23 protein-coding genes and 1 tRNA gene are annotated in these 24,839 nt (G+C 40.0%); 21 read left to right on the top strand and 3 right to left on the bottom strand.

Translation table 11 applies throughout. The features are described 5' to 3' along the window. Window positions 1-297: 297 nt before the first annotated feature. The 20 genes from yabG to BN985_RS01960 all read left to right on the top strand — a co-directional run bounded on the left by yabG (window position 298) and on the right by BN985_RS01960 (window position 19,502). Window positions 298-1,167 carry a sporulation peptidase YabG gene (yabG, locus tag BN985_RS02055; protein WP_042220792.1) on the top strand — a complete coding sequence of 290 codons (870 nt, stop codon included), beginning with the start codon at window positions 298-300 and terminating at the stop codon, window positions 1,165-1,167. Between the two features lie 235 nt (window positions 1,168-1,402). Next, a complete protein-coding gene (gene veg / locus BN985_RS02050) occupies window positions 1,403-1,669 on the top strand; it encodes a biofilm formation stimulator Veg (protein WP_042220791.1) in 267 nt (88 codons plus the stop codon). Between the two features lie 162 nt (window positions 1,670-1,831). Continuing rightward, a complete protein-coding gene (locus BN985_RS02045) occupies window positions 1,832-2,014 on the top strand; it encodes a small, acid-soluble spore protein, alpha/beta type (RefSeq protein WP_042220790.1) in 183 nt (60 codons plus the stop codon). Between the two features lie 157 nt (window positions 2,015-2,171). Further along, complete coding sequence (ispE, locus tag BN985_RS02040; protein WP_042220789.1) at window positions 2,172-3,023, top strand: 4-(cytidine 5'-diphospho)-2-C-methyl-D-erythritol kinase; 852 nt, start codon at window positions 2,172-2,174, stop codon at window positions 3,021-3,023. Window positions 3,024-3,272: 249 nt separating this feature from the next. Further along, window positions 3,273-4,097: a pur operon repressor gene (gene purR, locus BN985_RS02035; RefSeq protein ID WP_042220788.1), complete on the top strand. Its 825-nt coding sequence runs from the start codon at window positions 3,273-3,275 to the stop codon at window positions 4,095-4,097. Window positions 4,098-4,234: 137 nt separating this feature from the next. Then, window positions 4,235-4,525, top strand: coding sequence for a septation regulator SpoVG (gene spoVG, locus BN985_RS02030; RefSeq protein WP_036578205.1), 291 nt, complete (start codon window positions 4,235-4,237; stop codon window positions 4,523-4,525). A gap of 391 nt (window positions 4,526-4,916) precedes the next feature. Next, the gene (gene glmU, locus BN985_RS02025) at window positions 4,917-6,296 is read left to right on the top strand and encodes a bifunctional UDP-N-acetylglucosamine diphosphorylase/glucosamine-1-phosphate N-acetyltransferase GlmU (protein WP_042220784.1); all 1,380 of its coding nucleotides are present in this window, start codon (window positions 4,917-4,919) and stop codon (window positions 6,294-6,296) included. 16 nt (window positions 6,297-6,312) lie between these two features. Then, window positions 6,313-7,266 carry a ribose-phosphate diphosphokinase gene (locus BN985_RS02020; protein ID WP_042220782.1) on the top strand — a complete coding sequence of 318 codons (954 nt, stop codon included), beginning with the start codon at window positions 6,313-6,315 and terminating at the stop codon, window positions 7,264-7,266. 174 nt (window positions 7,267-7,440) lie between these two features. Beyond that, the gene (locus BN985_RS02015; RefSeq protein ID WP_042220781.1) at window positions 7,441-8,082 is read left to right on the top strand and encodes a 50S ribosomal protein L25/general stress protein Ctc; all 642 of its coding nucleotides are present in this window, start codon (window positions 7,441-7,443) and stop codon (window positions 8,080-8,082) included. A gap of 581 nt (window positions 8,083-8,663) precedes the next feature. Continuing rightward, the gene (gene pth / locus BN985_RS02010; RefSeq protein ID WP_042220780.1) at window positions 8,664-9,224 is read left to right on the top strand and encodes an aminoacyl-tRNA hydrolase; all 561 of its coding nucleotides are present in this window, start codon (window positions 8,664-8,666) and stop codon (window positions 9,222-9,224) included. Between the two features lie 122 nt (window positions 9,225-9,346). Continuing rightward, window positions 9,347-9,577 carry an anti-sigma-F factor Fin family protein gene (locus BN985_RS02005; protein WP_042220778.1) on the top strand — a complete coding sequence of 77 codons (231 nt, stop codon included), beginning with the start codon at window positions 9,347-9,349 and terminating at the stop codon, window positions 9,575-9,577. Window positions 9,578-9,815: 238 nt separating this feature from the next. Next, entirely contained in the window at window positions 9,816-13,337 is a 3,522-nt protein-coding gene (gene mfd, locus BN985_RS02000; protein ID WP_042220777.1) for a transcription-repair coupling factor, read from the top strand. 273 nt (window positions 13,338-13,610) lie between these two features. Beyond that, on the top strand, window positions 13,611-14,144 hold the full coding sequence (gene spoVT / locus BN985_RS01995) for a stage V sporulation protein T (RefSeq protein ID WP_042220776.1): 534 nt from the start codon (window positions 13,611-13,613) through the stop codon (window positions 14,142-14,144). 213 nt (window positions 14,145-14,357) lie between these two features. Next, on the top strand, window positions 14,358-15,962 hold the full coding sequence (locus BN985_RS01990; RefSeq protein WP_042220774.1) for a putative polysaccharide biosynthesis protein: 1,605 nt from the start codon (window positions 14,358-14,360) through the stop codon (window positions 15,960-15,962). Continuing rightward, window positions 15,949-17,397: a bifunctional methyltransferase/pyrophosphohydrolase YabN gene (yabN, locus tag BN985_RS01985; protein WP_042220773.1), complete on the top strand. Its 1,449-nt coding sequence runs from the start codon at window positions 15,949-15,951 to the stop codon at window positions 17,395-17,397. The genes BN985_RS01990 and yabN overlap by 14 nt, the downstream gene beginning before the upstream one ends. A gap of 2 nt (window positions 17,398-17,399) precedes the next feature. Next, on the top strand, window positions 17,400-17,660 hold the full coding sequence (locus BN985_RS01980) for an RNA-binding S4 domain-containing protein (protein WP_042220771.1): 261 nt from the start codon (window positions 17,400-17,402) through the stop codon (window positions 17,658-17,660). A 53-nt stretch (window positions 17,661-17,713) separates the two neighbouring features. Then, window positions 17,714-18,016 carry a sporulation protein YabP gene (yabP, locus tag BN985_RS01975; protein WP_042220769.1) on the top strand — a complete coding sequence of 101 codons (303 nt, stop codon included), beginning with the start codon at window positions 17,714-17,716 and terminating at the stop codon, window positions 18,014-18,016. Continuing rightward, on the top strand, window positions 18,013-18,606 hold the full coding sequence (gene yabQ, locus BN985_RS01970) for a spore cortex biosynthesis protein YabQ (RefSeq protein ID WP_042220768.1): 594 nt from the start codon (window positions 18,013-18,015) through the stop codon (window positions 18,604-18,606). Before yabP ends, yabQ begins: the two co-directional genes overlap by 4 nt. A gap of 5 nt (window positions 18,607-18,611) precedes the next feature. Then, a complete protein-coding gene (locus BN985_RS01965) occupies window positions 18,612-18,992 on the top strand; it encodes an FtsB family cell division protein (protein WP_042220767.1) in 381 nt (126 codons plus the stop codon). Between the two features lie 123 nt (window positions 18,993-19,115). Continuing rightward, a complete protein-coding gene (locus tag BN985_RS01960; RefSeq protein ID WP_042220766.1) occupies window positions 19,116-19,502 on the top strand; it encodes a S1 domain-containing RNA-binding protein in 387 nt (128 codons plus the stop codon). Between the two features lie 150 nt (window positions 19,503-19,652). Here the strand turns inward: BN985_RS01960 and BN985_RS01955 are convergent. From BN985_RS01955 to BN985_RS01945, 3 genes are all read right to left on the bottom strand, one after another. Beyond that, a tRNA-Met gene (locus BN985_RS01955) sits at window positions 19,653-19,726 on the bottom strand. A 132-nt stretch (window positions 19,727-19,858) separates the two neighbouring features. After that, a complete protein-coding gene (locus BN985_RS01950; protein ID WP_042220765.1) occupies window positions 19,859-21,391 on the bottom strand; it encodes a DHA2 family efflux MFS transporter permease subunit in 1,533 nt (510 codons plus the stop codon). Then, on the bottom strand, window positions 21,388-21,834 hold the full coding sequence (locus BN985_RS01945; protein WP_042220764.1) for a MarR family winged helix-turn-helix transcriptional regulator: 447 nt from the start codon (window positions 21,832-21,834) through the stop codon (window positions 21,388-21,390). The genes BN985_RS01950 and BN985_RS01945 overlap by 4 nt, the downstream gene beginning before the upstream one ends. Window positions 21,835-22,385: 551 nt before the next feature. On the opposite strand from BN985_RS01945, the gene spoIIE reads away from it, so the two are divergent. Next, window positions 22,386-24,836: a stage II sporulation protein E gene (gene spoIIE / locus BN985_RS01940; RefSeq protein ID WP_042220763.1), complete on the top strand. Its 2,451-nt coding sequence runs from the start codon at window positions 22,386-22,388 to the stop codon at window positions 24,834-24,836. Window positions 24,837-24,839: the final 3 nt, after the last annotated feature.

Below are 24,839 nucleotides of genomic sequence, written 5' to 3'. Positions count from 1 at the left end.
CCAATCTTTCAGCAGATTTATGTGGTTCGTTGTCAAAGTTGAGGACACAATACTTTCCTTCCGTTTCGAACTTACAAGTCCCACCTCTTCGTCACTAATCATACATTAAATATAACTAAAAGTTTGCATTTAAAGTATATACAGATTAGAGATTGTGAAAAGAGGTATACCAACTCATGCTTTGTTTGCCTGTATAATTCGCGGTTACAGAGAATTTGCCCACGGCCTCCGCACGTTCTTTCATGTACTTCATATTCTATATAAGCAAGGTTTTGGATAATGGAAGGCTGTGACAAAATGGATGTAAGAAAAGGCGGTTTAGTAACAAGGAAATCCTATAATCATGATTTGCTCTTTAGAGTCGATAGGGTGGATAAAGGGATTGTTGGGTTGTATGGTGAGGATATTCGACTTGAAGCTGACGCACCAGTCGAGGACCTAATCACCGTAGAAAAGCGGGAACTGGAAAAGCGGCGTAAGAAGGGAAAGGAGCAGGAGGAATTTTCCTATAGATTATTTCGCCAGGACTATCAGTTGTTGAAAGAGAAGCGAGACTACCAATCGACAGATGGCTATCAATATGAGGCTAAAATCTTTCAACTGCCTGCAAAAGTGCTTCATTTGGATGGAGATCAAATGTATCTACAGAAATGTATTGAACTGTATCAACGGATGGGTCTACAAGTTCATGGTATTCATTTGAACGAGAAAGACATGCCCCTTGAAATTGGATCTCTAATTGAAAAAATACAGCCAGACATCCTCGTAATAACAGGTCATGATTCTTTTTCTAAAAATAAAGGCATAAAAAACGATCTACGGGCCTATAGGCATTCAAAGTATTTTGTAGAAACGGTTAGAGAGGCGAGAAAAAGAATGCCTCATTTAGACCAGCTTGTTATATTTGCAGGGGCTTGCCAATCTCACTTTGAATCTTTAATTAGGGCAGGAGCTAACTATGCGAGCTCACCACGGCGCGTTAACATACATGCCTTGGATCCAGTATACATCGCTGCTAGAATCGCTTATACGCCGTTTATGGAGAAGGTAAGTGTATGGGAGGCTCTACGAAACACTTTAAGTGGAGAAAAAGGAATGGGCGGTGTGGAAACAAGAGGTCTGCTGCGTACAGGGATGCCATATATGGGGGACGAAAATGAAATGTAAGGGAGTACCTTGCCTATAGGGTAAGTGTTGCTCTTTCTTATAATCGGACATGCATTCATTAGATTTAGGAAGTTATTTTCAAAAAACATTACATAAATTGTTAAGTTTTACAAATAATAAAGAAAATCGACAAAATAAATTGTTGACATTAAAAAAGGTATCTTGTTATAATAAAAAGTTTTATTTGACTATTAAACAAGCTTATGCTACAATGTTAACAGTGAGGTGGAGTATAGTGGCTAAAACATTAATCGAAATTAAGCAAGGTCTTGAAGGTCACGTTGGACAGCGGTTAAAGCTTAGAGCCAACGGTGGTAGAAGGAAAACGATTGAACGGTCCGGAGTACTAGCAGAGACGTATCCTTCAGTTTTTATTGTGGAGCTGGACCAAGAAGAAAATGCATTCGAACGTGTTTCATACAGCTATGCGGACGTGTTAACAGAGACAGTAGAGTTAAATTTTTCAGAAGAGCGAGCAATCGCATCAATGTTGGAGCAGTAGACATACGTTTACTGCTTTATTTTATTCAAAGCCTTTCTGCAATCCAAAAAAACCCAGCGTATAATTTTCCTTTTTTACATACTTCTGCTTGGTGTTGAGTTGGCCAATATAGCATAAACTATAGGTGTCGTAAAAACTCATGCAGAAGGGGGTTGTTCTTTCATGGCTAGACGTAGAGGAATGATGTCAGACCAATTGAAAGAAGAAATTGCAAAGGAGTTAGGATTTTACGACACAGTAAAGCAAGAGGGCTGGGGCGGTATCAAGTCAAGAGATGCCGGTAATATGGTGAAACGTGCAATTGAAATGGCTGAACAGAATATGCAAACCAAAGGCAAGCCCTAATAGGGTTTGCCTTTTGGTTTTTTGGACAATAGTTATACTATGATAATCGGTGACGAATTCAATTTATAAGTGCATTTAAACGTGCTTGGCTCATAGGTCGCCACTGTTTTTTTAATATGTTACAATTTGTTTATCTATGTACAAGAAGGTGACGGTGTTGGTACTTTATGAGAAAGCTCCCGCCAAAATTAACTTATCACTGGATGTGTTAAGTAAACGAGATGATGGCTACCATAATGTTGAAATGATTATGACCACCATCGACCTTTCTGATCGGATTGAATTTCATGAAATGAAAAAGGATCGGATAACGATTTCCCTTGAGAGTAGATTCGTTCCAAATGATGAACGGAACTTAGCATATAAAGCTGCAGCTTTGTTTAAGGAACGTTATGATATTAAAGCTGGGGTTCATATAAAGATTGAAAAAAACATACCAGTCTCCGCTGGGCTAGGCGGTGGTAGTACAGATGCTGCTGCTGTGCTACGTGGCCTCAATCGTCTTTGGTCCATGAATTTATCTTTATCGGATCTTGCAAATTTGGGAGCGGAGCTTGGAACGGATGTGCCCTTTTGTGTCTACGGAGGTACAGGGATTGCATCAGGACGCGGAGAAATAGTCAAATCGCTTAAAGCGCCACCCGCCTGCTGGGTGGTGCTTGCCAAGCCAAATATAGGTGTATCCTCAGGTATGGTGTTCCAACAAATCAAGTTGGATGAGCTTATTCATCCAACTACCAAAGAGTTAATTAAGACACTGGAGGAAGGCGATTTTTCAAGGATGTGTACAAACTTGGGGAACTCGCTAGAAAATATAACGATGGAAAGACATCCAGAAGTGCGTCAAATTAAAGAGGCAATGATACAAGCTGGCTCTACTGGAACGTTAATGAGCGGAAGTGGGCCGACTGTTTATGGTCTTGTTATGCAAGAAAATAAAGCACATCGTATCTACAACAGTATGCGAGGGTTTTGTGAAGAAGTCTTTTTGGTCAGACTTTTAGGATGACCTTTTTAAATAATGAAATAAAGATCCTTAACTATCAAAAGTAATTTATGGGTTGGCTGTACAGCGTCTAGCTATAAGTTCCACGAACTAGGCTGCTTCGTAAATCGGTTTTTACGCCCGTTGTCGGTATACTCTTTTGCAGGACATGCTTACTTTTTCTCAATTGATATATACAAATCGCTCTCTACTTTTGATTTTACGTATATTAATGTTATAATGTGGGGAAATATTCGGTTTTGAGGTGTGGAAATGAAAAGAAGCAATCGTTTGGTTACATTGACTAACTTTTTTTTAGAAAACCCTAGAGAGCATGTGCAATTACCATACTTTGTCCAACTTCTGCAAACAACAAAGGCTTCCGTCAGCGAGGATATGGATATAATTGACGCAGTGTTTCAGCAAGAGGGGCTGGGCTATTTAAATCGTACTACTGGTGCTGCAGGGGGAGTAAAGTTTATCCCTGAATTTTCCCAGCAGAAAAGCTTTCAGTTTATCGAACAGATGAGAAGAAAGCTAGAGGATCCAATTCGAATTCTTCCTGGTGGATATTTATATATGAGTGACATCTTGGGAGACCCCAAAACAGTAAAAGAGATTGGTCGTGTCTTTGCTTCCGCCTTTTCAAAGTCAAAAATTGACGTTGTCGTTACGGTAGCGACAAAGGGGATTCCGCTAGCTTATGCAGTAGCATCGTTCCTTGATGTCCCTGTCGTTATTGTGAGAAGAGATCCAAAAGTGACAGAAGGATCGTCTGTAAGTATAAATTATGTATCAGGGTCTTCACGTAAGATTCAAACAATGGTCCTACCAAAGAGGAGTTTACAGGAAGGTGCCAATGTCTGTATTATTGATGATTTTATGAAAGCTGGCGGAACGATTACCGGTATGGTAAGTCTCCTTGAAGAATTTAATGCAAATGTAAAAGCCATTGGAGTGCTTGCCGAAGCGGACGATGAGGAAGAAGAACGAGTGGTAGACAACTATACTTCCTTAATTAAAATTTCCAATGTAGATATTAAGGGTAAAAAGATCGAAGTACAGCTAGGTAATATAGGTGAAAAGTCCTCTGAATAACGATTTTTGTAGCAGACAAAGCCTCCTTTCCCGCTTTTTTTGAAAATAATAAATTTTTTTCTTATAAAAAGAAGGATTTTCCTTTTATTTGTTGAACTTGTTAATTAAGTTCTAATGGGAAAAGGTGGTGAAACATCATGGAAGTAACAGACGTTAGATTACGCCGCGTCAATACAGAAGGAAGAATGCGTGCTATTGCCTCAATTACACTGGATCAGGAATTTGTCGTACATGATATCCGTGTCATTGATGGGAACAACGGTTTATTCGTAGCAATGCCTTCCAAGCGGACTCCGGATGGAGAGTTCAGAGATATTGCACACCCAATTAATTCTGGAACACGCGGGAAAATTCAAGATGCTGTGTTAGAAGAATATCGTCGTGCAGGGGAAGAAGATGTGGAATATGAAGAAGCGGGCGCTTCCTAAACCATAAACCTGCGTGAAAACAACTAGAGGTCTAATCTTACAACAGGTTAGCCTTCTTTTTTTGCGAGAAAAAGAGCATAATACATTCAATCTTTACCACCTATCTCCTCATCATTAATCCCCTTTTCTTTGTAGTTAGAAGAGCTAATAGTGTTGAAATCCATGGCTATTTAAGATATATTCATTATGGATAAAGTGAAACTTCAATTAGCGGGCTCGTTTGACCCCTGATTGTTAGTGAGCAGAATCGGACAAATACTGGCAGTCTGGTCCCTGAATTTTCCTTTTGTATGTGGAGTTCTTACTGGTAGACATGAAGGGTTAAATTCACCAGCTTTTAGTAGTTGAATATAGGATGGATAAAGCTTAATACAAACATGGAGGTCTCCTAATGGCAAATCGGTATGCGCTAATCTTAGCAGCGGGTCAGGGAACAAGAATGAAATCGAAATTATATAAAGTACTACATCCAGTAATGGGACGCCCTATGGTTCAGCATGTATTGGAACAAGTGAAGACGGTAAACCTAGAAAGTGTGGTTACTGTGGTTGGTTTTGGTGCGGATAAAGTCGCGGAATACATAGGACACGAAAGTGAATTAGTTGTCCAGGAAGAGCAATTAGGTACAGGACATGCCGTTATTCAGGCAAAGGACCTCTTAAAGGATAAAGAGGGAACCACCATTGTTGTTTGCGGGGACACACCTTTAATCAAGGGTGAAACCTACGCGGAACTATTTGCACACCATGAACGTACAGGTGCAAAAGCAACGATCCTTACTACCAAGGCGCCGAATCCGGCTGGGTACGGTAGGGTTATCCGTAATGAAGAAAACGAAGTAGAGAGAATTGTGGAGCACAAGGATGCGAATGAACAGGAACTTATGGTAGATGAGATAAATACAGGTACCTATTGCTTTGATAATCAGGCCTTATTTGCAGCTCTTGAGCACGTATCGAACGATAATGCACAAGGGGAGTACTATTTGCCTGATGTAATTGAAATCCTTCGTAGACAGTCTGACGTGGTAAGTGCCTTTCTAACTCCTGATTTTGAAGAAACTCTTGGTGTTAATGACAGAGTCGCTTTAGCCCAAGCTGAAGGAATCATGAAACAACGAATAAATGAGAAGCATTTACGTAATGGAGTTGGAATTATTGATCCAAGCAATACGTACATCCATCCTGATGTTGTTATTGAGCCAGATGTTGTTATTCACCCCGGAACGGTAATTAAAGGAAATTCTACCATAAAAAGTGATGCTGAGGTCGGCCCTTTCACTGAAATATCGAATTGTTATGTTGGAGAAAATACGGTCATTAAGCAAAGTGTGGCTACTGATAGTCATATAGGAGACCGCGTTAAAATCGGTCCATATGCACATATTCGCCCTGATTCTTCTATTGGAGACGAAGCAAAAGTTGGAAACTTTGTTGAAATAAAGAAAACAACCCTCGGGGATAGCAGCAAAGTCTCCCATCTAAGTTATATTGGCGATGCAGAAGTAGGAAGCAATGTTAATGTTGGTTGTGGTACAATTACAGTGAACTATGATGGAAAGAATAAATTTTTGACAACAATAGAGGACGATGCATTTATTGGATGTAATTCTAATTTAATCGCACCAGTTACAATTGGCAAAGGTTCTTACGTCGCTGCTGGCTCTACTATAACCAAAAATGTCCCAGAAGATTCGCTGTCTGTCGCGCGTGCCAGACAAACGAATAAGGAAGGGTACGCATCAAAAATTAAAAACAGACAAAAAGATTAACGGAGGGTTTTAACTCATGGCATCTACTTACAAAGATTCATCTTTGAAAGTATTCTCTTTAAATTCAAATCTTAAATTGGCAGAAGACATTGCTAACCACATTGGCACAACACTGGGCAAATGTTCAGTTACTCGTTTCAGTGATGGTGAGATTCAGATTAATCTGGAAGAAAGTATCCGCGGCTGTGATGTATATGTCGTTCAGTCAACATGCTCCCCAGTAAACGAGCATTTGATGGAATTATTAATTATGATTGATGCGCTAAAGCGTGCATCAGCGAAATCTATTAATATTGTGATGCCTTACTATGGTTATGCCCGTCAGGATCGTAAAGCAAGATCCCGTGAACCAATTGCGGCAAAGCTGGTTGCAGACCTTGTTGAAACAGCTGGTGCTACAAGGGTGATTACACTTGATCTTCACGCACCACAAATTCAAGGGTTCTTTGATATCCCTATCGACCATTTACAAGGGGTTCCTATCCTATCTGATTATTTTGAAGCAAAAAATCTAGATGACATTATTATCGTTTCCCCAGATCACGGTGGTGTTACACGAGCTCGTAAAATGGCAGATCGCCTAAAAGCCCCGATCGGGATTATAGATAAACGTAGGCCACGCCCAAATGTTGCCGAAGTGATGAATATTGTAGGTAATATTGAAGGTAAGACAGCAATATTAATTGATGATATTATAGATACAGCGGGCACCATTACACTTGCAGCAAATGCATTAATAGAAAATGGAGCGAAAGAAGTGTATGCTTGTTGTACACATCCTGTTCTTTCTGGTCCAGCAATCGAAAGAATTGATAACTCAAAGATCAAGGAATTAGTTATTACAAATTCCATCCCTTTAACAGATGATAAAAAGAGTGATAAAATCACACCACTATCAGTTGCACCGTTAATTGGGGAAGCAATTATTCGAGTTCACGAGTTGCAATCCGTAAGTATTTTGTTTGATTAAATGTTTAGCAGACTGATTTAATGGGTAATATCTTAATGGACCTTGTTTTAGAAAGGCTAGTAAAACCTTAAAGCAAACATGCGAAAGGTTGCTAGGAACTGCAAAGAATATACACACGAGACATAAAAGAGAGAAAACTAATAAGTTTTTTAACTAATTTGGAGGGTGATGAATATGGCAGTAAAGCTAAAATCAACAAACCGAGAAGATCTTACAAAATCAGCTACGAAACAGGTAAGAAACAGTGGAAGAGTTCCAGCTGTAGTTTATGGACAAGCTAAGGAACCAAAGGCAATTTCTGTTGATAGTATTGAACTAGTGAAAACAGTTCGCGATGAAGGTAGAAATGCTATTATTTCTCTTGATATAGAGAATAGTGAAGCAGTGGATGTAATGCTGCATGACTATCAAATTGATCCAATTAAGGACGAGCTAATCCATGCAGACTTCTATGTAGTCAACATGTCTGAGGATATGGATGTAGAAGTGGCGCTACGTCTTGAAGGCGAGGCACAAGGTTCTAAAGACGGCGGTGTAGTGCAGCAACCTTTATATGTTTTACAGGTTCGCGCTAAGCCTAATAGTATTCCGGAAGAAATTACAGTGGATATAAGCTCCCTGGAAATCGGAGAAAGCTTAACTGTTGCAGACCTACCAACTTCAGGTAGCTATGAAATTCTAGATGAACAAGATACTACTGTTGCAACAATTCTTGCTCCAGATACACTTGACGATGTAGAAGAAGCACCAGACAGCGATGATAAACCTGAATTAGTCGATCCGGAAGCAGAGACGCTAAACGAAGAGAATAAGTAGTACGTCTATCTTGATAAGGCGTTGCTTAGTTAATCAAAATAGTTAATAGAGAAAATATATATACCCTCCCTCTCCAAAGAGGGAGGTTTGTTGTATTGTATAACTATAACAAAAGCGAAGAGCACACGTAATAAGGAAGGCCGACTAAGAACGCCCCGTTCTGGGGCAACGTCGGCATGACCCGGGTCCTCCGGGCCCACGTACGAACTGGGGCTGCGATTACTCGCCCCACCGAAAACCTTTTGGACTGAACCGTAGGAGATTAGATGAACTCAATTTTAACGAATGTTAAAATGATAGTGAATCTTATGCTTGGAAAGCGAAAAGGAATCATGCCCCTGCAAAAGGGGTATGTCGGCGTTGGCCGGCAAGGCCGAATTTAGTCGACCGACCTTAATTGTGCGAAACGATGATGACTTTCACCCTCCGGGTATAAGTGCGACTAAGCCTCTGGTTACACCAATCGGCAAGTCTTCTTTATTGTAGGGAGATTAGCGAAGTCGCCTAGTTTCTGGCACTCGTAGCTAGCCGAACAAAAGCGAAGAGCACACGTTTATATTTAAAAAAAGGGAAGCGTTAAAATGAAGTGTATTGTAGGACTGGGTAATCCAGGGAAGAAGTATAAGGATACCAGACATAATGCTGGCTTTATGGTGATAGATGAATTATTAGGCCGCCATGGCTGGTCCTTAAATAAATCTAAATTTAATGCGGATTATGCGATGGAGACACTTAACGGGAATAAAGTGCTTCTCGTAGAACCACAGACATATATGAACCTATCCGGAGATGCGATTAGGCCACTGCTGGATTACTATTCCATTGACGTGGAAGATGTCCTTGTCATCTATGATGACCTTGACCTTCCTCCAGGGAAAATACGACTGCGACAAAAAGGGGGCCATGGAGGTCATAATGGAATAAGGTCCACTATCTCTCATTTAGGTACAAAGGAATTTAAACGGGTTCGAATCGGGGTTGGCAGACCTACCACACCAGTACCAGTAGTAGACTACGTTTTAGGAAACTTCCATAAAGCAGAACAGAGCGATGTACAGCTAAGTATTGAGAAGGCTGCTGATGCATGCGAGTTGTGGTTAGATAAGCCATTTTTAGAAGTAATGAATGATTATAATAGCTGACAACCCATCAACTAGTTATGCGTTTAAGTGCTAGTTTGAGTTATTTGTACATAGGTATAAGGAAACGGCTTTGGGGTAAAACTAAACAAGACATCTTGTTGGTTTCCAAGGAGGTTTTATTAGTGCCTATTATTTATAAGTGCAGACATTGTACGAAAGAGATTGGAAGGTTAGATCAACACGTCGTAGAGTCAACGATGCTTGGTTTTGATCAATTAACCACAAAGGAAAAAGAAGATATGATAAAATATAATGCTAATGGCGACATGGAGATAATCTCTATTTGTGAAAGCTGTGAGGATACATTAGGTCACCATCCTCATTATCATGAGCTAGATTTTTTTATTCAATAGAAAGCAATAAAGCTTTGGTGTTTAAGCCAAAGCATTTTTGCGCTTATTCATTAGCTCCGAGCACCCAGAAACTAGGCATCTTATTGAAGTTCCATATAATAAGGTTATTTCGTTTTAGTGCTATGTGGCCTTAGAGGATCGGGTCTTGCGGTTGTTAACCTAAGAATGGGTTATTTTTACTCGGTGTTCCTTAGTATGGGGCTCTGTTTTTTATAGTATTGCAGGCGGAGGTTTAAGAATGAAAGGTATTAATAAGTATTTAAAGTCTAAAGAGGATATACAATCAATTATTAGTGGGATAGAGAGCGGCATGAAAGAACAACTCGTGGCCGGGCTCTCCGGCTCTGCACGAAGTATTCTTGTGTCTATTTTAAACGAATCGACAAAAAGGCCTGTTTTATTAGTGACACACCAGCTTGTTCAGGCACAGCAATTATATGATGATTTATCTGAAATAATGGAAGAGGATACCGTACATCTTTACCCTGTTAATGAGTTAATAGCCTCTGAGATAGCGATTGCCAGTCCTGAATTAAGAAGTCAACGAATTGAGTCCTTAACTTCATGGGCGAAGAAGGAAACCGGTGTCTTAATTGCTCCGGTTGCTGCGTTGAAGCGGTTACTTCCACCTACAAACTATTGGGAGAAATATCAGCTTGTTTTTAAGCTTGGTGAAGAGATACAAATTGACAATTATTTGTCTTCGTTAATTGATATGGGCTACGAGCATGCTTCTATGGTTGCTTCGCCTGGAGAGTTTAGTAGACGTGGCGGTATTATTGATGTATATCCGATAACAGAAGAACATCCGATTCGAATTGAGTTGTTTGATGAGGAGATTGACTCCATTCGATATTTTGATGCAGGGACCCAGCGATCGTTGGATACATTGGAGAACGTTACGGTTGGCCCAGCAACAGAGTTATTGCTCACTCAAGAGGATATTCTATCAGGTGGTGAGCGCCTCGAAGAAGCCTTGGCTGTCAGCATGAAGAACCTTAAGTCTTCTGAAGCAAAGGAAATGTTAAATGAAGCGGTTTCCCATGATATTGATCGACTTAAAAATCTGGAACGTTTTCAAGAAATGTACAAATATATTGGATTTTTATATCAGGAACCTGCTAGTTTGTTAGATTACTTACCTGATAATGGTCTCATCATAATGGATGAGATGAGCCGAATTCAGGAAACAGCAATAAACCTTGATACGGAAGAAGGGGAATGGTATAGCAGTCTCCTGGAATCAAACCGAATGGTGAAAAACAGTACATTCTCTTTTGATTGGAACCAGGTTTGGGAACATCTAAGGCATCAGCGTCTCTATATGTCTGTTTTCCTGCGGCATATACCGAATACGCAACCGCAAAATATTATCAATCTGTCATCACGAGCGATGCAAGAATTTCACGGCCAAATGCATTTATTCAAGAATGAGTTGATTCGTTGGGAGAAGGGTGATTTCTCTGTTGTCATTCTTGCACCAAACGAAACACGAGCAGAAAAAATTCATTCGATTTTCGCCGATTATGACATTGAGGCGTCTGTAAAGCAGAACCCTGAGCTTCCTGCTGAAAAGCCTGTCATTACAGTAGGAAATATGAATGGTGGTATTGAACTGCCAATGCATAAGCTTGTCTTGATCACGGAAAAGGAACTGTTCAAAAAACAGACCAAACGGAAAAGAAAACAACAGAAGATATCCAACGCAGAACGGATCAAAAACTACCAAGACTTAAAGGTTGGCGATTATGTAGTGCATGCCAATCACGGTATTGGTCGCTATCTTGGCATTGAAACACTTGAGTTAAAAGACATGCACAAGGATTATATGCTCATTAAATATTCTGGTGATGACAAGTTGTTTGTGCCAATAGATCAGATTGACCAGGTTCAGAAATTTGTCGGATCAGAAGGTAAAGAACCTAAACTATATAAACTGGGCGGTAGTGAGTGGACGAAAGTTAAACGCAAAGTGCAATCTTCTGTTGAGGATATTGCTGATGATTTAATTAAGCTATATGCCGAGCGGGAGGCAAAAAAGGGCTACGCTTTTTCAGAAGATACGGAGATGCAACGTGGGTTTGAAGCATCCTTCCCTTACCAGGAAACAGAGGATCAACTAAGATGTATTGAAGAGATTAAAAGTGATATGGAACGAGAAAGACCAATGGACCGCTTGCTATGTGGGGATGTTGGCTATGGAAAAACAGAGGTGGCAATTCGTGCTGCATTCAAGGCTGTTGCTGACGGGAAACAAGTAGCTATTCTTGTCCCCACAACTATTCTGGCACAACAGCATTATGAAACAATAAGGGAAAGATTCCAGGATCACGCGATTAACATTGGACTAATGAGCAGGTTCCGGACAAGAAAACAACAGACCGAAACAACCAATGGTTTAAAAAAGGGAACGGTAGATGTTGTCATTGGAACACATCGTATCCTCTCTAAAGACTTGGAGTACCGTGACCTTGGTTTACTTATCGTCGATGAAGAGCAGCGTTTCGGCGTAAAGCATAAAGAAAAAATAAAACAGTTAAAAACAAATGTAGATGTATTGACCCTTACGGCTACCCCGATTCCACGTACGCTTCATATGTCTATGCTTGGTGTGAGAGATCTCTCTGTTATTGAGACACCACCAGAGAATCGCTTTCCAATCCAGACCTATGTTATGGAATACAATCCTATTTTCATGAGGGAAGCTATTGAAAGAGAAATGGCTAGAGGTGGCCAGGTATTCTTCCTGTACAATCGTGTGGAAAATATTGATAAGGTAGCAAGAGATTTAGGAACCCTTGTGGGAGATGCACGTATTGCTGTTGCTCATGGGCAAATGAATGAATCAGAGCTGGAAAATGTTATTTTTGCCTTTTTGGAAGGAGAATATGATGTATTAGTTAGTACGACTATTATTGAAACAGGTGTAGACATTCCAAATGTAAACACCTTAATTGTAAATGATGCTGACCGTATGGGGTTGAGTCAACTTTATCAATTACGTGGCCGCGTTGGACGTTCTAATCGTGTTGCATATGCTTACTTCACTTACAAAAAAGACAAGGTGCTAACAGAGGTAGCAGAAAAACGTCTTCAGGCAATTAAGGAGTTTACCGAGCTTGGTTCTGGTTTTAAAATTGCTATGCGTGACTTATCAATTCGTGGGGCTGGTAATTTGCTTGGTTCTCAGCAGCATGGGTTCATCGATTCAGTCGGGTTCGATATGTACTCCCAAATGTTGAAAGATGCAATTGATGCAAGAAAAGCTGGCAAAGAGCTTGAGGATATCAAGCCATTTGAGCCAGAGCTTGCCTTAAATCTTGATGCGTACATCCCTGAAACGTATATTCGGGATGAGAAGCAAAAAATTGATATTTATAAGCAATTCCAAGCTATTCAAGAATCAGAGGATATTACCGAATTAAGGGATGAGTTGATGGATCGATTTGGCGATTACCCAGTCGAGGTAGAAAATTTATTTACTGTTACTAAACTCAAAATGAGTGCGAAGCGGGAAAGAGTCGAATCCATTAGCGAAAAGAACGCAAAAATTGAATTACTTGTAGAAGAGAACCGTAGTCAGCAGATTGATGGTGCTAAATTATTTGAGCTTGCTAATAATTATGGTAGAAATGTACAGCTAGGAACAGAAAGTAATAAACTCAAAATCGTTTTTAAAAGCACACAAGATACAAAGCATCAGCGCTATGATACTGTCGCAAAATTTATTCAAGAATTAAATAAGCTCGATAGGGAGTAGGCATCTACCATAACGGTGCTAGTATAATCTCTCATACCCTACATCATAAGCATTTTGTATATGGGTATAGCGTAATAAGTAAAAACAATTCTAAACAAACACGAAGTATTTCCTACACTTTTTTCCTGTAGATGTGAAAAATTGGCTCATCATGTATAGTCTTCCTAAGTTGATTCATACTAAGTTCACAGTTGGTGATGAAGACACCGTGAAAAGGCTACAAAAAAAGTATTAATACACCAATTTTCACACAGGAAAGAGAGGCTACTAAGAATGAAAGCAACAGGAATTGTTCGTCGTATTGATGATCTTGGAAGAGTAGTTATTCCTAAAGAAATCAGAAGAACACTAAGAATACGGGAAGGCGACCCACTTGAAATCTTTGTGGATCGTGAAGGCGAAGTTATTTTAAAGAAATATTCGCCCATTAATGAACTTGGGCATTTTGCGAAAGAATATGCGGAAGCACTGTTTGATTCTCTTCAATCACCTGTGATAATCTGTGACAGAGATGAAGTGATCGCCGTAGCTGGGGAATCAAAAAAGGATTACCTTAACAAAAACATTAGCCCTGATATTACAAAAATTATTGAAAATCGCTCACCGGTATTTGAAACAGAAAAAGGAAACATGGAAGTTATTGATGGAAATGAACTAGAACTCCACTCTTATTGTATTAGCCCTATTATTGCAAACGGGGATCCTATAGGATGTGTGATGGTCTTTTCCAAAGAAGAAAAGTTGAGTAAAGTAGAACAGAAATCGATTGAAACGGCTGCGAGTTTCCTGGCTAGACAGATGGAGTAATAAAGAGCTGATGAATTGGTTACAGATACCTACGGCAAAATCGGACAAGACCCTATAGTGTGGACAGTTAAATTGTCCGCCCTATAGGGTGCTTTTTATTTGGAATGGTTAAATGTTAAGCTTGGTGGGAGAATCCAAGAGGGATACAATAATAAGAGCCTAGCAGGTGTGCTATAATAGAGACAAATTTAACGGATACAAAGGGCGTTAGTCATGAGTAAGAACGAAACAAATCAGCTTTTAAAAGGTGCTCTTTTGTTAACGGCAGCTGGTATTCTCAGCAAGTTGTTAAGTGCAGGGTACCGCATTCCATTGCAAAATCTTACGGGAGATATAGGATACTACGTGTATCAACAGATTTATCCGATACTTGGTATTATTATGGTGTTATCGTTGTATGGATTTCCAGCAGCTATCTCAAAGATACGGTCAGAAATTGGCTCTAAGGCAGGCGGGCAGACAATACGAAACTTCTATTTCCCGTTGCTCCTTATACTGTTCATTCTAAATGGAGCCATGTTCCTATTTCTATTTATCAATGCCCCAAATTTGGCTAGGTGGATTGGGGACCCGGAGCTTACCAGTACATACCGTATAACCGCGATTGTTTTTTTATTTGTGCCATTTCTAGCATTATTGCGAGGTAGCTTTCAAGGGGAACAAAAGATGGCACCAACCGCTATTTCACAAGTGTCAGAGCAAATCATACGTGTATCCTTGCTAATCACAGCCGCAATTGTGATTAGCTCAAATCAGCTCGTTATTTACCAGGTAGGACATACTGCGGCAATCGCCTCTATTATCGGAGCGGTAGCAGGTACTATTGTGTTAATTGTGTTTTTTTTGAGAGACAGGCCGAACATTTTGGTTGAAGAATCAACAGAAATTCCATGGAACTATTATGTGCGTACAATGTTGCTGTTTGGAGCTGTTGCTGCTTTAAATCACATGGTGTTACTCGTAATCCAGTTCGCAGATACCTTTACATTGCTTCCGGGGTTAATCGAGTCAGGGCTTGCTAAGCAGGAGGCAATGGAAGCAAAGGGGGTATTTGACCGGGGGCAACCCTTAATTCAATTAGGAACAGTTCTCGGATCATCTTTTGCACTAGCTCTCCTTCCAAATATTTCACAGGATCGGCTCAAGCAGCAGCCGGCTTTATTTTACCAATACATAAGGGGAGGGCTTCTTTTTAGTATTTACTTGGCATTTGGAGCGACCATTGGCTTAATTCTCATTTTTAGGGAAGCTAATATACTATTATTCCAAAATGACTTAGGTACGGGTAATCTAAGGTTGCTAGTCGTCTCGATCTTGCTCTGCTCAATATCGATCACGGCTGCCTCTATTCTGCAGGGGCTTGGACATGTGAAAAGAACAGCCAGCTTTATCCTTGGTGCTTTTTTCATCAAGTGGATTGCCAACCAGCTTCTCGTCCCTATTTTCGGAATTACGGGAAGTGCAGTAGCCACCGTTTTGAGCTTGCTTCTATTGTGTGCTGTCACCTTTTATGAATTACAGCGCAAGCTTCCAAAATTAAAATTCATGAAGGTAGTAAATGTACGGGCACTGGGAATGGCAATTGGTGTAATGGTGCTTTATGTGCTCATAATGCATGCATGGTTAGCGGATTATGTCCAACCAAGCCGGTTTCTTTTATTACTTTATGTAGTGTTCATCGCATTAACAGGGGGAGGAGTATACTTGTTTTGCTTGCTACGCTTTCGGGCATTTAGCAGAAATGAAGTAAGTATGCTTCCATTCTCCTCTTATATATTACGTTTTTATAAAGGAAGGTTAGATAATGAATCGAATTGAGATTATTGGTCTTGGTGCAGGAGATATTGAACAGCTCCAGCTTGGGCTCTATAAAAAATTACTTGAAGAAAAACAAGCTATTTATACTAGGACAATGGACCACCCTGTTATACGCTCACTAAAAGAAGAGGGTGTAAACTTTGAATCCTTTGATTCTCTATACGAAGCAGAGGATGGGTTTCATGAGGTTTACCAAAATATCGTTGATCGCTTACTTGAGCAGGCACAGCATAGGTCAGTTCTTTATACGGTTCCAGGGCATCCAATGTTGGCAGAAAAGACCGTTCAGCTTCTACTAGAGCAAAAGGATGTTGAGGTAAGCGTATTAGGGGGACAGAGCTATCTTGACGATCTATTTACAGCACTCCAGATTGACCCGATAGAAGGGTTTCAATTCGTTGATGGTACGTCTTTTTTAAGAAGTGATTTAAACTACCGACAGCATTTAATTTTCTGTCAAGTTTATGATCGAATGGTTGCTTCAGAGGTAAAGCTGAGTCTGTTAGAGGATTTACCTGCAGACTATTTGGTTACCATCGTGGAGGCCGCTGGAAGTGAGGCAGAACAAATTCGGCAGGTTCGGTTGGAAGAGCTCGATCACACAATGGAAATCAGTAACCTAACAAGTGTATATGTGCCGCCTGTTTCAGAAGCATTATTAAATCATACCTTTACTAGACTTCGTGAAGTTATTTCTATATTAAGGAGCCCAGAAGGCTGTCCTTGGGATCGAAAGCAAACCCATGAAAGCTTAAGAGAATATGCCATAGAAGAAGTTTATGAGCTAATTGACGCCATCGATAACCAGGATGATGAAAACATCATCGAAGAACTTGGAGACATTCTCCTCCAGGTGATGCTGCATAGTCAGATTGGCGAAGATGACGGATATTTTACGGTAGATGATGTCATCCGCGCTGTAACGGATAAGATGATACACCGACATCCGCACGTTTTTGCTGACCGACAAGTTGAGTCTGTAGAAGAGGTCTATAAAAACTGGGATGAACTTAAAAAGGAAGAGAAACCAGGAGATCGCACTTCCGTTCTAGATGGCGTTCCAAAGAATCTACCATCTCTAGCAAAAGCCGTAAAGCTACAGAAAAAGGCTGCAAAAACGGGCTTTGACTGGGATGAAGCAAAAGACATCTGGGCAAAGCTGATGGAAGAGTTAGATGAGGTAAAAAAAGCAATTTCCCTTAATAATAAAGAAGAAGTAGAAAAGGAATTTGGAGATATTCTATTTGTCATTGCAAACCTGTCAAGGTATTATAAAATAAACCCAGAAGTAGCCTTAAATCGCACGAACCAAAAGTTTACTAGCAGATTTTCCTTTATAGAAGAACAACTTGGCAAACAACAAAAGGATATTCAAAAAGCAACACTGAAAGAAATGGATGAATTATGGGACAAAGCAAAGGAAAGAGAGGGATAAAATTGAGACTAGATAAATTTCTAAAAGTTTCCCGATTGATAAAGCGAAGGACATTGGCAAAGGAAGTTGCTGATCAAGGGCGTATAACAATAAATGGTGTAACAGCAAAAGCATCTTCCACCCTATCAAAGGGCGATGAACTTGTCATTAGATTTGGACAAAAACTTGTAACCGTAAAGGTTAATGAATTAAAAGAAACGGTAAGAAAAAATGAAGCTGAGACGTTGTACAGTGTAATTAAAGAAGAGAAAGTGAACGCATAGTTCTAACCTTGTCCCTCCTGTCATAAAGTAATAATGATAAGGAGGGTTTTACAATGAACTATTATGAAAATAAAGAAACTACCACGCGTGTACAAGCAGATCATGCGGTGAAAATTAATAATCGGAAGAATCTTGAAATCAGTGGCGTCAAAGAAGTGGATAGTTTTGATAATGAGGAATTTCTATTAGAAACAGTCATGGGTTACTTAATTGTTCGTGGACAGAACCTTCAATTGAAAAATCTTGATGTGGGGGAAGGCTTAATCACCATAAAAGGGAAAATTTATGAGCTTTCCTACGTCGATGAGCAACAGCAGGAGAAAGCTAAAGGATTCTTTAGCAAGCTATTCAGATGACGCTTAGCACGCAGTTTTTGACAATGCTTGCAATGGTTTCAAGTGGTTTCTATTTGGGTATAGTACAGGACACCTTTCGTCGCTTTACACCATATTGGAAGAAGAAGGTCGTCCTGACCTATACAATGGAAGTTAGTTTCTGGCTAACCCAGACACTCATTGTGTTTTACGTTTTGTTTCAGGTTAATGGTGGAGAGCTGCGTTTCTATGTTTTTGTTGCATGCTTGCTTGGGTTTGCGGCCTATCAAGCACTGGCTGCGGAGTCGTATAAAAAGTTACTTGAGCACATTATTCGTATTCTAACAGCGGTATATCGCTTTCTGGAAAGGTGTGTAAAAGCATTATTTATCACCCCGATCAAATGGATATTCGATCTTATCTGGACGGTCTTTTTCCATTTTCTGAAACTATTGGTGACAGTCCTCTTATTTCTATTAACTATAATCATTACACCATTTGGCTGGATATTCCGGTTTATTTATCGGCTTCTTCCTGATGGCTTTAAAAATTTTTTTCGCAAAATTGCAGGATTTTATAGTAAAATGAAGAATATAGGTATAAAGCTAATGAAGCGCCTGAAAAGGAGGTAGAAGCTTTGTCTTCTAATAAAGAAACGGTAGCAAAATTAAATTCAAATTACACGCAGCAATATGATGTATACATACAAAGACAGAAGAGAAAGAAGCAACGGTTGGTTCGTAGACTGGTATTATTCTCTATTGTTGTCGCCATTGCAATAGGAGGCATTGCTGCATATCATGTGAAGCAACGTACTGTTCATGCAGAAAAGGTGGAACAATATGAGCAAATGGAAAAGGAACTCTCGGTATTAAAAAATAAAGAAGAGGATCTGAAAGAAGAAATCTCCTTGCTTAAGGATGAGGACTATGTGCTAGAGATAGCTCGTACGAACTATTTTTTCTCTAAAGATGGAGAGCTTATTTTTAAGATTCCAGAGAAATCTCCTTCTTATTGACACACTTTCAACCGCTTCGCTATAATATAATACAAAGCAATTGTGCTGCTATGAAGCACATTAAGAAACGAGATTAGTTTGACGCTCGTTTTTTTAAAAATTATAAGGAGGAGCATTTTTTTTATGTCAATCGAAGTAGGCAGCAAGCTGCAGGGAAAGGTAACAGGGATCACTAATTTCGGAGCCTTTGTGGAGCTTCAAGAAGGCACTACAGGGTTAGTACACATTAGTGAGGTTGCCGATAGCTATGTCAAAGACATTAACGAACATCTAACTGTTGGGGACGAAGTAACGGTCAAAGTAATTAATGTCGGCAAGGATGGCAAGATTGGACTGTCGATAAAGAAGGCAAAAGATAGACCAAAACGCCCGCAACGTGACACGAGGGAGCGTAAAGAGACATTTGAATCTAAAATGGATCGTTTCCTTAAAGACTCTGAAGACCGTTTAGCCTCTTTAAAGAAACACACCGAATCCAAACGCGGAGGACGGGGTGCTAAGAGAGGATAGCAGTTGCTGTCTATAGACAATGCTCTATGTAGATATAAAACAGGAATTACCCACTGTGGTAATTCCTGTTTTTTGGTTATATAGAAATTAACAAATTGGTGGAAGAACAAATAAAAAACCCTCCTGCATTATGCAGAAGGGTTTTGTTGATGGCGGCAGAGGGGATCGAACCCCCGACCTCACGGGTATGAACCGTACGCTCTCGCCAGCTGAGCTACGCCGCCGAAATAAGTCAACAAAAAATATAATACAGCAGGACAGGGTAAGTGTCAAGCGTTTCTGTGAAAAAATATAACAGGATGCCCAACTTTAGGGGGCACCCTGCTTAGAAATCGAAGCACTACGCTTTTCTTTATCTAGCTTCGCACTCCGGTATTTGGTTGCATTTTAGCGGATGTAGTCTTTTCTGCCATTTGTTTATTATATGCCTCATCTTCCTCAACTGGTTTGGTCTTTTTAATAAAGAAGGAGAGAATGAATCCAATCACTGCGAAGACTGTTGCCACCGTAAAAGCATCGTTAATCCCTTCAATTGTTGCAAGGTTTTCGATTACACCCATTTGCTGTTCTGTAGGAGTTCCAGTTGCTGGCATAAATTCTGGTATATGCTTAACAGTTTGGGCACTCATGACGGTAACCAAAAAGGCTGTACCAATTGAACCAGACATTTGACGCAAGGTATTCGCCATCGCTGTACCATGTGAGTAAAGTCTTCTTGGGAGTTGGTTTAATCCAGCAGTCATAATTGGCATCATGATCATCGAAATTCCGACCATTCGAGCGGTATATAATCCCATCATATAATAGTATCCTGTGCTGTCTGATAAATTGGCAAAGAAAAAGGTTGTTACAGCAGTAAGAAATAAACCAACCAGTGCTAGCGGACGTGCGCCAATTTTATCGAATAGCTTACCAGTGATAGGTGACATGATAGCCGAAATAAGAGCACCTGGTAATAGCAATAATCCTGATTCAAGTGGGGAGAAACCACGGATGTTTTGTAAATAGATTGGGATGAGAATCATTGCTGCAAACATCGCCATCGTTACTACCACACTAATAATTGTAGTTAGGGAAAACATATTGTATTTAAAAACACGAAATTCTAGCATTGGTTTCTTCATTCGTAACTGTCTTCTGACAAAGAAAAACATAATGGCTGCACCAATGACGAGTGTCAGTATAACGGTAAGATTTCCCCAGCCTTTTTCACCTGCGCTACTAAACCCGTAAAGTAGACCACCAAATGCGAAAGTGGATAATGTAATAGACTTAACATCAACTTTTGGGTTCGATAGTTTTGTTACATTTCGTAATAGGAAATATGCCAGAATAATATCAATTACGACGATAGGAAAAATAATAAAGAATAACACGCGCCAAGAATAATTTTGCACGATTATCCCTGATAAAGTAGGTCCAATTGCTGGCGCAAACATCATAGCTAGACCAATGTAGCCCATCGCTGAGCCACGTTTTTCAATACTAAACAGGCTTAAGATCACATTCATTAGTAGTGGCATCATAATTCCAGCGCCTGCTGCCTGTACGACACGCCCGGCCAGAAGTGATGGGAAAGAAAAAGATAATCCGCAAATTAGTGTTCCAAGAGCAAATAGGGACATTGCTGTAAGGAACAAATGCCTTGTTGAAAACTTCTCCATAAGAAAAGCGGTTATGGGAATTAGAATCCCGTTAACCAGCATGAAAATCGTCGTTAGGGATTGGGCAGCATTTGCTGACATATCCATATCTACAATCATCACTGGTAATGCTATATTCAAGAGTGTTTGATTTAAAATAGCTACAAAAGCACCCATGACCATAACGAATATTATAGGTATTTTAGGTACTTGTGAGGCCTCTACATATGCTGAACGATCTTTCATTTCTTATCATCTCCGATTAAATTCATTTTATCTTGGACCAACTGATGTAAACGCAACAGTTCATCCATATCTTGTTCGCTTATATCTCCTAATGGGCTTAACTGTTGAAAATATATAGCACGACCTTCTTCTTTTTTTTCTTTCCCGAGCGGGGTTAACGTTAGGACAATGGCTCTACGATCAGCTTTAGAATGATCCCGCTTGATGTAATTTGCTTTGACTAAGCGGTCAACGGTAGTGGAAACAGCGCTTTTTCCACTGTTCAATCTTTCGCACAATTGTGCCAAGCTAAGGTTTGGTTCATCGTCCAATATTTTAAGGATTTGCAACTGTACCACTGTTACACCAAGTTGATTGGCGTGATGCCACATCTGTTTATAAAAAAGATGGTGCATTTTGCGAAAGGAATACGTTATTTGCCTGATTTTATCTTCTTTTTCCATTCCGACCATCTCCTGCTTCATAATTAGTTCATGCACGAACATTTCGGCATAAGAAGTATTATATGAAATAGTTATCACTTTAGCAAGGGGTATTTACTAGAAATAAAAAAGTAATTATTTTCTGTGAAATGCAGCTGTTGCTAAGTCTCGGGAAATGATTTCCGGCATTTTAATCATATATGGATCCAATTATTTACCTTCGCAGTTTATATACCACCATTAATTTTGCCTTTCAATATAAGCCTGTTTCTACATAACCTCAGTTCATTCGGCAAAGAAGTCCTCTCTATTCAAGATTAATCATTCCGTAGAAACCCGCTACCCTGCTGAGGAAATTTGATAGCTTTGTTAGGTAATTCGCGGTTATGTAGGGGGCACGTGTGGATTTACTGCTTTTGTTAGTTTTCAGTAAAAACAAATAGTCTTGTAGAACTCTGCTGATGTTTTCTAAAAACACGTCGAACGATTTATTAGACATGCTCTGTTGTTTTGACAAAAAAAGAAGTCATAATGTGGTTTAATAAACCTCACTAATGACGGGAGTGGTTAATATGAGTTCAATTTCTGGGGTAGAGCCGGGTGTATATGGGGCAGAGCGTGTTAATAAGGTTGTAACGCTACGAAGAAAGGTTCAGACGAAAGTTTTAACACTGTTTTTGGAGAAAGGACTACTCTATTACATCGTTGGTTTTCTACTAGGACGAGCTGTTATCCTTTCTGCGGTATCACCTTTTGCGGTAGCTTTTCTCGCAACAATGTGGTTTGTTCATCGAGAAAAAACAGCCAGATCGCTTCTCGCTGTTTTAGCAGGTGCTCTGACCTATTCAATTCCGCAGAGTATCTTTCTTTCTATTGCTATATTGTTATTTATTATGATGGCCGGGTTCTTTAAAAAGGTAAAGAGACAGCAAATTCTTATTCCTGTCTTTGTCTTTTTCTCAACAGTGGCAACCCGCCTGTTTTTATATTCTATTAATGGGCAGCTGAGCTCCTATGAGTGGTTGCTGCTCTTTGTCGAAGGAGTCCTGGGAACGGTTCTTGTATTAATCTTTATGCAGAGTATCCCACTTTTATCCCCAAAACGATATAAACCGAGTTTGAAAAACGAAGAGATCGTTTGTGTAATCATTCTAATTGCCTCCATCCTAACAGGTACGATTGGGTGGGAAATGTATGGCGCCTCAGCTGAGCAGGTCTTGTCCAGGTATTTTGTTTTAATCCTATCATTTGTTGGAGGAGCAGCAATTGGTTCAACCGTCGGCGTTGTAGCCGGTCTGATCTTGTCACTTGCCAATGTGGCCAACCTCTATCAGATGAGCTTGCTCGCTTTCTCTGGTTTGCTCGGTGGTTTGCTTAAGGAGGGGAGAAAGCCAGGGGTGGCCGCAGGGTTACTTGTTGGTACCTTTTTAATTGGAATTTATGGAGATGCTGCGAATGTTGTGCCATCGATAATAGAGTCATCGATCGCGATTGTGTTATTCATGCTGACACCGGCAAGTATTTTTAAAGGTATTGCGCGATATATACCTGGGACGGAGGAATATACGAAAGAACAGGAGCAATATTTACAAAAGGTCCGTAATGTGACAGCAAAACGTGTCGAGCAATTTTCCGATGTTTTTGAGGCTCTATCTAAAAGCTTTAACACCATGGATCCACCAGTGGAAGAAGATGATAAAAAGCGGGAGACAGACTATTTTTTAAGTCAGGTGACGGAGAAAACGTGTCAAACCTGCTTTATGAAGGAGCGCTGCTGGCAAAAGCAATTTGATAAAACATACTCTTATATGGAAGAGATGAAAGATGATATGGCGGAAGGTAAAGAACCGAATAGAAAAGTTTCCAGGGAGTTTGAGAATTATTGTGTGAAATCTAAAAAAGTAGTGGAAGTAATGAAGGAAGAGATGTCCTTCCTAGAAGCAAATAGAAGGTTGAAACAGCAAGTGATGGAAAGCAAGCGATTAGTGGCAGATCAATTACAGGGTGTTTCTGAGGTGATGGATGACTTTGCAAAAGAAATTTTAAAAGAAAGGCAGCAGCATGAACACCAAGAGGTACAAATTGTTCACGCATTAAAGCATATGGGGATTGATCTAGAGAAGCTTGATATCTACCAATTAGAGAAAGGGAATGTGGACATTGAGATGACGGTTAGCTTCTACAGCTATCATGGAGAAGGCTCTAAGCTCATTGCTCCTGTACTTTCGGATATATTAAATGAAATGATTATTGTAAAAGAAGAAGAGATCTCTCCATTTCCAAATGGGTATAGTTTTCTTTCCTTTGGCTCAGCAAAAGCCTTTGTAGTGGAAACAGGAGCGTCTAACGCGGCAAAGGGCGGAGGGCTTGTGTCAGGTGATAGCTTTACGACAATAGAACTTGGTGCAGGGAAATATGCGATGGCAATAAGTGATGGAATGGGGAACGGAAAACGAGCAAGAGAAGAAAGTATGGAAACATTAAGGTTACTGCAACAAATTCTACAGACAGGTATTCCGGAAAAGGTAGCCATTAAATCTATTAATTCCATCCTATCTCTTAGAACAACAGACGAAATGTTCGCTACATTGGACTTAGCTGTTATCGATTTGCATAACGCGTACGTTCGTTTTCTAAAAATAGGATCTTCGCCAAGTTTTGTTAAACGTGGGGACAAGCTTATTCGTGTGGAAGCAAGTAATTTACCAATGGGTATCTTACAAGAATTTGATGTAGATATTGTAAATGATCAGCTTATGGCAGGGGATGTCCTGATCATGATGAGTGATGGAATATTTGATGGTCCAAAACATGTGGAAAACACAGACATGTGGTTAAAACGTAAAATACGCGAAATGACAACAGAGGATCCACAGGAAATTGCAGACCTATTATTAGAAGAAGTAGTTCGTACCCGTGCAGGGGAGATTGAGGATGACATGACCGTGCTTGTTGCGAAGATTACAGAGAATAAACCGGAATGGGCCTCAGTACCTGTTTATCCAGCGTCAAATTGGCAGTAAATT

Source organism: Oceanobacillus manasiensis (assembly GCF_000724085.1).
In the GTDB taxonomy this organism is placed as follows: domain Bacteria; phylum Bacillota; class Bacilli; order Bacillales; family Amphibacillaceae; genus Oceanobacillus_B; species Oceanobacillus_B manasiensis.
The sequence above is the reverse complement of the archived record's forward strand: the minus strand, read 5'-3'. Positions and strand labels throughout refer to the sequence as shown.

What these genes read in the sequence shown, in the direction of transcription:
- spoVT (WP_042220776.1), top strand. Translation starts at nt 13,611, where the DNA reads ATGAAAGCAACAGGAATTGTTCGTCGTATTGATGATCTTGGAAGAGTA.
- yabN (WP_042220773.1), top strand. Translation starts at nt 15,949, where the DNA reads ATGAATCGAATTGAGATTATTGGTCTTGGTGCAGGAGATATTGAACAG.
- purR (WP_042220788.1), top strand. Translation starts at nt 3,273, where the DNA reads ATGAAAAGAAGCAATCGTTTGGTTACATTGACTAACTTTTTTTTAGAA.
- BN985_RS01950 (WP_042220765.1), bottom strand. Translation starts at nt 21,391, where the DNA reads ATGAAAGATCGTTCAGCATATGTAGAGGCCTCACAAGTACCTAAAATA.
- spoIIE (WP_042220763.1), top strand. Translation starts at nt 22,386, where the DNA reads ATGAGTTCAATTTCTGGGGTAGAGCCGGGTGTATATGGGGCAGAGCGT.
- yabG (WP_042220792.1), top strand. Translation starts at nt 298, where the DNA reads ATGGATGTAAGAAAAGGCGGTTTAGTAACAAGGAAATCCTATAATCAT.
- BN985_RS02015 (WP_042220781.1), top strand. Translation starts at nt 7,441, where the DNA reads ATGGCAGTAAAGCTAAAATCAACAAACCGAGAAGATCTTACAAAATCA.
- yabP (WP_042220769.1), top strand. Translation starts at nt 17,714, where the DNA reads ATGAACTATTATGAAAATAAAGAAACTACCACGCGTGTACAAGCAGAT.
- mfd (WP_042220777.1), top strand. Translation starts at nt 9,816, where the DNA reads ATGAAAGGTATTAATAAGTATTTAAAGTCTAAAGAGGATATACAATCA.
- pth (WP_042220780.1), top strand. Translation starts at nt 8,664, where the DNA reads ATGAAGTGTATTGTAGGACTGGGTAATCCAGGGAAGAAGTATAAGGAT.
- BN985_RS01945 (WP_042220764.1), bottom strand. Translation starts at nt 21,834, where the DNA reads ATGGAAAAAGAAGATAAAATCAGGCAAATAACGTATTCCTTTCGCAAA.
- BN985_RS01990 (WP_042220774.1), top strand. Translation starts at nt 14,358, where the DNA reads ATGAGTAAGAACGAAACAAATCAGCTTTTAAAAGGTGCTCTTTTGTTA.
- spoVG (WP_036578205.1), top strand. Translation starts at nt 4,235, where the DNA reads ATGGAAGTAACAGACGTTAGATTACGCCGCGTCAATACAGAAGGAAGA.
- BN985_RS02045 (WP_042220790.1), top strand. Translation starts at nt 1,832, where the DNA reads ATGGCTAGACGTAGAGGAATGATGTCAGACCAATTGAAAGAAGAAATT.
- BN985_RS02020 (WP_042220782.1), top strand. Translation starts at nt 6,313, where the DNA reads ATGGCATCTACTTACAAAGATTCATCTTTGAAAGTATTCTCTTTAAAT.
- BN985_RS01960 (WP_042220766.1), top strand. Translation starts at nt 19,116, where the DNA reads ATGTCAATCGAAGTAGGCAGCAAGCTGCAGGGAAAGGTAACAGGGATC.
- yabQ (WP_042220768.1), top strand. Translation starts at nt 18,013, where the DNA reads ATGACGCTTAGCACGCAGTTTTTGACAATGCTTGCAATGGTTTCAAGT.
- glmU (WP_042220784.1), top strand. Translation starts at nt 4,917, where the DNA reads ATGGCAAATCGGTATGCGCTAATCTTAGCAGCGGGTCAGGGAACAAGA.